The sequence below is a fragment of the Kitasatospora sp. NPDC056138 genome (assembly GCF_042264695.1).
Classification (GTDB): Bacteria; Actinomycetota; Actinomycetes; order Streptomycetales; family Streptomycetaceae; genus Kitasatospora.
This window is the reverse complement of sequence record NZ_JBHJVK010000134.1, coordinates 1-7,670: the sequence shown is the minus strand read 5'-3', so window position 1 is coordinate 7,670 and position 7,670 is coordinate 1. Positions and strand designations below refer to the sequence as shown.

Genomic DNA, 7,670 nt, shown 5'->3' with positions numbered 1-7,670 from the left:
AGTGGCTCGGCCGCATCCGTCAGCGCCGCCAGCAGCGCCCGCCGCGCGGGCACCGCGAGGGCCTTGTGCACACCGGGGTCCGAGCTCTCCATTCACCCAATACTACGGTCGGGCGTGCGAAGCCCCTGAAAAACCGCCTGCCCACTCCATCCACATCACTTCGAAACTCCACCCCGTCCCACATCTGTGCGTGGGCAACCTGGAACGCGGCATCTACGTCGACCGCCTCCTCCAGGCCCGGTCGACCCCCGCGCTCACCGACCCGTTCCACCTCGACCTCGACCCCGCCGCGCTGCGCCGGTAGCCCGGAGTCCGCACGCCGATGGCCGGCTCTCTCCTCTGGAGGGGTCGGGCCATCGGCGTACAGCGCTCCAGCCGATGGACTTATGGTCCGTTCAGGGACGCCGGACCATGACCCGACATCAGCACCACCCCGGGATCGGCCGGGCCCTCGCGCTCGACATCGCGAGGGGCCCGGCCATCAGCGGACGTGTGTCGGGTGGTGACCGGAGGTCGGCAGGCGTTGGGTGAGCCGCGGTGTCGTCAGGCTGCCGAACTGGGGCGATTGTCGATGACGATGCGGGTGACGGGGCGGTCGTCGACCTGTACTCCGGAGACGGCGGGGACGGTGCGGCGGATCTCGCCGGACAGGTCGATGTAGTACGCGAGGGCCATCGCGCTGTCCTGCAGGTTCCGGCCGGGACCGGTGCTGGACTCCCAGTAGGTGGTGAACAGGGCGTTGACCACGGCCATGAGGCTGCGGCCGGACAGCCGGACGGTCACCATGTCGTCCTTGCTGGCGCCATCGGCCGAGGGCAGCTGGAAGTGCTCGGCAGCCGCAGTGCAGGAGGCAATGAACTGCCAGGTGTGAGGGTGGCAGACCAGCTCGGCGGTGCCGACCCGGGCAGCGGTCTTCAGCGTGTCGAACAGCGCCATCTCCAGGGAGGCTCGCGCCTGTTCCTGCGTCGGCGCCGGAACTGCTGCGGTGGCGACCGGCTGGGTCGCCGGCGTCTGGTGGCCGATCACCGCGGTCAACTCGGTCAGCATGTCGGCGGCGGCCTGCTCGGCAATGTCAGGGGTCTGGTCGGACATGGTGGTCTCCTCCGCGAGCTCGGTGGTTCGGGTATCGGCGCTGGACACGATGTCGGCCCACTCGGCCTGGGCGGAGTTCTCGGTCTCCGCCACCAGGTCGGCAACGGCCAGCGGGGCAACCGAGGCCGACTTCAGCTGAGCCAGCTCGGCCTGCCAGGCGCTCTGGGCCTCGCTCAGCTCCCGGCGCAGGTCGTCGATCTCTCGACGGGCCTGGGCGAGTTCGCGCTGATCCCGGTCCAGGACGCGGCACACTTCCTCGCGGGTCTCGCTCAGGCCCTGGCTGATCGCCATGGCCAGGCCGGTCCGCAGTTCCTCGCTGCCGGCCTGGAGCCCCTGAAGCTCCTTCAACAGGGCGGGGGCGGTCTCGGTGCGGAGGAGCGCGATCTGGTCGGCGGTTCTCGTCATGTGCCCTCCTGATGGCTGGGCGCGGCGGCGGTGACCGTGCCTAGTCAAGGGTGGCGGGCGCTGTACAGGGCTGAGGGCACGTTGGGAGGTACTGTCCCGATCCGAACGATCACTGTCCGGAATCGGATCGTCACCTTGTTCGGCAGTACCTCAGTCTGTGCGGTGGCCACGGCAGGGCGATGGACTCTGGCCCATTTCGAGTGCTGCCCGGATCACCAAATCGGTCCCCGATCGATGGGCGGAGCTCGTCGGACCGGACAAGGCGGCGGGGGGCAGCGTGACCCAGCTGTCTACACCGCACCGTGTATCCGCACAAACCACGGCGATCACACGCCTGCTGGGCACTAGCGTAGCCACGGAGCCCTTCACCACCAGGGGAGTTGCGAAGTGGGCAAGAAGCAGGACACCAGAACCCGTAAGCAGGTCGTCGCGCAGCGCTCGGCCCAGCTGCAGGCAGTGAGGACCGGCTACACCGAGGAGGAGCTGGCGGTGATGCTGCCGGAGTGGCGTGACTTCCTCACCGCGTTCCCGACGGTCCCGGCCGCAGTGGAGGCAGCCGTCGCTGGCCGGACGGTCGAGCTGTTCAGCGATGAGCACGCCGCGTTCCGGCAGCGTGTGCTCCAGACGCCGGACGGTCCGGTAATTGAGGCCCGCCTCTACCCGCACCAGGGGATCCAGGACCTGATCGCCACCTCCTGGCTGAACCACCCCGCGCCCGGTGAGGAGACCGCCGGGCAGGTGAGCGGATTCCTGCTGTCGATCGTGCCCGACGGCACGCCCCTGGACGGCCTCACCGTGATCCGGGAAGAGGGCACCGGTCTGGTGCCGGTGTTCGGCTATCGCCGGGCCGTGCCAGCCGCCGGGCTGACCTCCTGGGGCGAGGTCGACGAGCGGACCACCTTCGGCCTGCTGTACGGCGGGATGGACTACATCAACCATGACCGGATCGACGTCACCGACGAGATGATCGAGGACCTGTGCTCCGGAGGCCTGCCCGTGCGCACATGCGACCAGTGCAGCGACTTCGTCACCGACCGGCACCCGAGCTGGCCCGGTGTGTGGGTCGCGCTGGGCGAAGAGACCGGACCTCTGTGCCACAGCGCCGAGGACGACGATACCTGGAACGACCTGTTCACCATCGCCGTCCATGGCCCGCACCGGGTGCTGTAGGCGGCGTTCGGTTGCCTGGTGCTTGCCGGACCGAGACGCCCCCGGCCATCACCAGAAGGTGCTCCGTCCCTGCCCTGCGCCGGTTTCACAATCGAGCCCTATCGTGGCGGCTCCCGATCATTGCGGGGCAGCGCCAGATCAGCTCTTCGGCGGGCCCTATCGCCCGACGACTTCGCAGCGCGCGCAGCGGCACCGGCCACAGGACAAGCACGGTGGTCCAGGCTGCGGCCGCGGCAAGGGTGGCGGCCGGGCCGGTACTGATCTCCCAGCCGCAGCGCGACCAGGCGCCGCTGATTCCGTTGAAGGACAGGCAGGACAGTCCGAGGGTGAGGTAGCAGAGGGCACCGAGCAGGAGCAGGCGATCGGACGCGCCGAGGGGGAGAAGATCGGGCAGGGGAGTGGGCAGAGGCGGCATCAGTGGGTTCCTGGGCTTGATGAGGGGTGGTCAGGCCGCGCGGCCGGCCGCAGCGAGGTCTTGAGGGCACGGACGGCGCGGGAGCGCCGCCGCCAGGCATCTGCCGAAATGCCGGCCGTGGCGGCGGCCTGGACATCCGGAATGCGGGCGGTGGTGTAGCGCCAGGCGATGGCCTGAGCGTCATCCGGCGAGAGAGTCCCGCTCTCCATCGCGTCTTGGAGCAGCTCCAGCAGCTCCAGGCGGGCGGAGCCTCCTGCTGCTCGCCGACGAGAGGGCCTCCCGGTCGGGCGGCGCGGGGGGCCGGGTGGGGGCAGGATCGGGGGATGGATGCTGTCGTGCAGCGGTACGCGCTGCTCCTGCCGACCGAAGACGTCATGCACGCCACGCCGCGGGTCGTGGTGGTACACCGGACCCCGGACGTGGTCGGGGGTCTGCCGGTCTACGAAGACCCGGACGGTGCGGTGCGCGCGGTGATCGAGCACCTCGGTGTCGCCCGCCTCCTGGACACCTACAGCGTCCCGACGGAGCAGCCGGTGACCGCCGTGATCCTGCCATGACCCCACCCACAGGCCCCGCCCCCCAGCTGACCGTTCACACCCACGCACCCACCCCCGGATGCCGCCTACTCACCCCGGCCGGCGACCTCGCCCACGACACCGCACCCCACCTGCGCACCGAACTGCTCCAGGCGATCAAGGAGCCCGGCGTCACCACCGTCATCCTCCACTACCACGCGATCGCCTTCCGCGACTTGGCCAGGATCCACCTCTTCCTCCGCACCCGGCTGCCCGCCGAGCAGGCCAACGTCGACCTGCACCTGTCGGCACCACCGCCGCAGCTGCTCCGGCTTCTGGAGGTCACCGCGGCGGACCAGGTACTCAAGATCGACCCCGCTCCGCCCGTGTAGCCGCGGCCGGCCGCTCGTGCCTTCCCGGTCTGCCGGTTCTGCCGTGGCACACGGTCCCGCCTCCTCTTGGACTCCCCGGACAGGGCCAGGTCTTCTTCGGGCCTGGGCGCGCGGCCGTGTCGGTTCTTGCGTGCTCTCTGGTGCGGGCGCATCCTGGAAGCGGGTGATCATGGCTCTCCGGGCTCGCGGAGAGCTGCTGGCCGGACCGTGGAATCCATGGCAGTACTGAGCACCGGGAGGCCGTCATCGGTTGGTGACGGCCTCCCGGTGTCGGTTGGGACGCTGACCGACATGGACGGCGAAGCACCGAATAAACACATCCAGGTGCAGCAGGCCGGGGAGACGGCGGCTCCTGGTGCCACGTACTCGGCCTCGGTACCCGTAGGGCCCCGGGCCATCCGGCCTGCTGCGGGTCGTGCCCGGGACCCCAGGATGGCCATGAGGTCGGTGACGGTGCCGTCGGCCGGCAGTAAACGCGCCGCTGGTGGTGCCGCCCGAGGTGCCGAGCCCTGCAGGGCGGCCGGGTGACCCGTGGTGTTCGCCCTCGGCCCGAGCGGGGAACTGATGGGAGCCAGCGCGATCGGGAGCCGCGCACCAGGACCTTGAGGAAAGGCGCACGGGTATGGGACACGGCGGGAATGTCGTTGCGGAGCTGACCGGCGACCACCGCGAGGTGGAAGATCTGTTCGAGTAAATCAAGGAGCTGCCGGCTGGCGACGCGCGGTTCGACGTACTCGTGGCCCCGCCCTTCAACAAGCTCCTCGCCCCGGCGCCGGCCTGGTCGATCGCGCCCGCGACTTCGTCACCGGCCGCGGCAAGTCTGCTGACCCCGCCCGCCCGGGGCCCGTGCCCGGTCGGAGCGCTCGTCGAACACCGGACAGACGGAGGGCGCTTCACAGCCACACCCCGAGTCCGTGCGCCGCCCAGCCGGATTCCAGCTTCCGTCCCCCGGCGCCGACCGCCGCCCGTGGCCACCCCGCCAAAGGGTACCCCAGTTCGACAGTTGGCGGGCACGCGAGGGCCAGTCGGCCGCGTGACTCGCTGAGATTCCGCTGCCAGGCGTGTGCGGCCAGGGCTGTGACCTTGGAGGTCGGGCACAGGTTGCGTTGCGGGTTACTCTGGCTGGATCGACGAGGTGTGATGGTTTATCCAGAATTGCGATGGATCGTCACACGGCTACCGATGAATCACTGTCAGTAAACCCGCGCCGCTACCTTCCTGTGGGCATGCGAGATCAACTACGTTGCCGTTGCCGCAGGTCAGCCGCCTGCCGAACCCCATGTGCCCGCCGGCTGTCGAAGTCGGGGGATGACGCCGACCCGCTGCTGTGGTTCAGGCCAGTGCGGTGATCGTCTGCTGTGCCAACCCGGCGATGGCTACCAGGCCGGGCACGCCACCGCAGTGCTGGTACACGGAGCTCATGAGGACGCGCAGTCCGACAGGGTCGGCTCCGGCTCGGTGAAGGCGTTGTTCGACGGCGGAGATCTCTTCGAGACAGGCTTGTGGCTGTGCCAGCTGTGTGACGTGCTGCTCGACGGCTTCGCGTAGCTGCTGCAACTGCTGCCGGGCTTCTTCGAGTGCCTCGCCGTCGGTGGCGGCCATGTGCTGGCTCTGGGTGGTGTTCTGTGCGCCCGGCGCATTCTGGATGTTGCCCGTGATGTTGCCCCCGGCACTGATGCCGCCGTGGGCGGGAGACGGGTTCGGGCGGGGCTCGCGACGGAAGGGCATCATGCCTCCTGGCTCTGGAAGGTGCTGGCGGCACCGGGTGCGTTCTGGATGTTGCCGGTGATGTCGCCACCGGCCATGACGCCGAAGTTGTAGATGGCCATGGCCTGCGCTTGGTAGGACCGGGTGTCGATCTGATGGTTTCCGAGGAACGCCTCGACCGTGTCGAAGACCCTGCGCTGCATCATCTGCACGTAACGGCGGGCGTCCTCGTACATGTGCATTTCGTCGATGTACCGAGTCGAGTACGTCTCGCGAAGGCTCACCGGGCCACCCTGATCCAGAGCGGGCTTCGGCGGCGCGACGCGTGTAGAGATGAGACGGTTCGCTGCGCTCAACAGGTCGCCTACGGCCTGGAGCCATGCGGTCCGTTGCCAGCGCAACGACAGCGGGGAGAGTGGACTCGCCGACGCCGCGAGTGCGCTGTTGAGCGGGGGCATGAGATGTGGGCGGACGGTGACCCGGAGGAAGCCACTCTCGTAGGCGAAGTTGACCAGGATCGAGGCAGCCATCTCACCGCCCCACGAGACGATGCGCGCCCACAGATAGCGGCGAGCGACATACGGTCCAGGCCCGCCGTCAGGGTGTCCGGCGGCGAGAGACTCCATGCTCTGCCAGGTCGGGTCGTCGAGTGCACCCCACCGGTTGGACGAGACGGCGGCAACGCCCAGCACCTCGATGTTGGCGAACGGGTGTCCAGGTGCGTGTGACGGAGCGGGGTCGATAAGGCGACCGGCCACGAAGTCGTAAAGCTCCTCTACCGTGAAGTTCCTGAAGGAGGTGGCGGTGCTCTGCGGGCCCGATTCGACCATTTTCTCCATCTGCACTGGGATGGGGGGTGACGACGGCCCCTCGTCCTGCTCAGGCTCCTCTGGTGGACGCCTCGGAGCTGGCTCCACATCGATGCCGATCGACGCGGTGGACCAGGTCAAGCGACCAGCCCCAATGAAGTGCTCCTTCGGAATGCTCTTGCCTCGCCACTCCCGGGTGTAGGGCAGAGCCCATGACTGAAATCGCCGCTCCAGGAAGTGCGCCGTTCCGGCGGGCCGTGGGTTGCGGCCGGCCATGAACTCCGACGGCCGCATCCGGTAGAGCAACTGCTGGGCAGCGAGTCGGTCCAGGTAGAAGGCCAGCCACATGCCCGTGACGGCAAGTCCGATGGCCCACTCCAGTGACACCAACCGCAGCAGGCCGACGGCGATACCAGGGGTCGCCAGAAGCGCGATCAAGGGCCGTCTCAAGTAGCGGAGGCGCTGCGCGCGAAGACAGTGGCCCAGTACCAGGGACTCGTCATAGCCGAAGGACGGAAGGGGACGACCGCTCACAATGCGCCGACGGACCCAGCTGACGTACTCCTCGCCGACCAGTACCTCCGGTTCCCCCTGTTCCTCACCGCCAGCCGAGGACGCTCCGCTGGAGCTCTTCCCTCGCCCCCCGCTGATCCTCGCCACCAGGCGGGCAGAGAGACCGGCCAGGTGGTCGGGTCGCGCATAAGCGATCGCCGAGAGCCTGCGGGTCACCTCCGAGATCCCCGGAGCAAACGTATACGTAGCCGCCGACCCGACCGGGACACCCGGTCCGGCGCTGTCGGCGCCTCTCCCCGGTCCCGACTCGCCGGATCGCCTGGCGGAAGCGGTTGTTGCCGCCCAGCCCCCTAACACCACCCGGTTACCCCCGAAGCCAGATGATCACAGAAGAACTTGCGGGACGACCGTACCAAGTAACGGCGGGTCGTACCTGCCGAACGAGAAATCAGTTTGTGCTCGCGCTGCCACAGCGAGCGAGGCGCACCAGGCGGGCTTCCCCGCTAAGAAGTCATCTCATTTGGAGATTCGGCGGTAGCAGATGAGTGCCGCGGCGTTGCTGGCGAATGCCGCGAAGTGGTCGGCCTTGACCTCGTAGCGGCGATGGAGTCGGCGGAAGCCGTTCAGCCAGGCGACGGTCCTCTCGATCACC

General features: G+C 68.7%; 7 protein-coding genes. 3 read left to right on the top strand and 4 right to left on the bottom strand.

Going from position 1 to position 7,670, the window contains the following annotated elements; genetic code table 11:
• Positions 1-543: 543 nt before the first annotated feature.
• Positions 544-1,497, bottom strand: a complete 954-nt coding sequence (locus ACFC1R_RS38110) for a hypothetical protein (protein WP_375946314.1) — start codon at positions 1,495-1,497, stop codon at positions 544-546.
• Positions 1,498-1,884: 387 nt separating this feature from the next.
• On the opposite strand from ACFC1R_RS38110, the gene ACFC1R_RS38105 reads away from it, so the two are divergent.
• Positions 1,885-2,667, top strand: coding sequence for a hypothetical protein (locus ACFC1R_RS38105; RefSeq protein ID WP_375946313.1), 783 nt, complete (start codon positions 1,885-1,887; stop codon positions 2,665-2,667).
• 85 nt (positions 2,668-2,752) lie between these two features.
• Here ACFC1R_RS38105 and ACFC1R_RS38100 read toward each other — a convergent pair whose 3' ends face one another.
• Complete coding sequence (locus ACFC1R_RS38100) at positions 2,753-3,082, bottom strand: hypothetical protein (protein WP_375946312.1); 330 nt, start codon at positions 3,080-3,082, stop codon at positions 2,753-2,755.
• Between the two features lie 323 nt (positions 3,083-3,405).
• Between ACFC1R_RS38100 and ACFC1R_RS38095 the strand changes: the two genes are divergently transcribed.
• Both ACFC1R_RS38095 and ACFC1R_RS38090 read left to right on the top strand, forming a co-directional pair.
• Positions 3,406-3,639: a DUF6296 family protein gene (locus ACFC1R_RS38095; RefSeq protein WP_375946311.1), complete on the top strand. Its 234-nt coding sequence runs from the start codon at positions 3,406-3,408 to the stop codon at positions 3,637-3,639.
• Entirely contained in the window at positions 3,636-3,989 is a 354-nt protein-coding gene (locus tag ACFC1R_RS38090; protein ID WP_375946310.1) for an STAS domain-containing protein, read from the top strand. Before ACFC1R_RS38095 ends, ACFC1R_RS38090 begins: the two co-directional genes overlap by 4 nt.
• A 1,332-nt stretch (positions 3,990-5,321) precedes the next feature.
• On the opposite strand, the gene ACFC1R_RS38085 is transcribed toward ACFC1R_RS38090, so the two are convergent.
• A complete protein-coding gene (locus ACFC1R_RS38085; protein WP_375946309.1) occupies positions 5,322-5,717 on the bottom strand; it encodes a hypothetical protein in 396 nt (131 codons plus the stop codon).
• The gene (locus ACFC1R_RS38080) at positions 5,717-6,943 is read right to left on the bottom strand and encodes a hypothetical protein (RefSeq protein WP_375946308.1); all 1,227 of its coding nucleotides are present in this window, start codon (positions 6,941-6,943) and stop codon (positions 5,717-5,719) included. The genes ACFC1R_RS38085 and ACFC1R_RS38080 overlap by 1 nt, the downstream gene beginning before the upstream one ends.
• Positions 6,944-7,670 lie beyond the last annotated feature (727 nt).

What these genes read in the sequence shown, in the direction of transcription:
- ACFC1R_RS38090 (WP_375946310.1), top strand. Translation starts at nt 3,636, where the DNA reads ATGACCCCACCCACAGGCCCCGCCCCCCAGCTGACCGTTCACACCCAC.
- ACFC1R_RS38100 (WP_375946312.1), bottom strand. Translation starts at nt 3,082, where the DNA reads ATGCCGCCTCTGCCCACTCCCCTGCCCGATCTTCTCCCCCTCGGCGCG.
- ACFC1R_RS38095 (WP_375946311.1), top strand. Translation starts at nt 3,406, where the DNA reads ATGGATGCTGTCGTGCAGCGGTACGCGCTGCTCCTGCCGACCGAAGAC.
- ACFC1R_RS38110 (WP_375946314.1), bottom strand. Translation starts at nt 1,497, where the DNA reads ATGACGAGAACCGCCGACCAGATCGCGCTCCTCCGCACCGAGACCGCC.
- ACFC1R_RS38085 (WP_375946309.1), bottom strand. Translation starts at nt 5,717, where the DNA reads ATGCCCTTCCGTCGCGAGCCCCGCCCGAACCCGTCTCCCGCCCACGGC.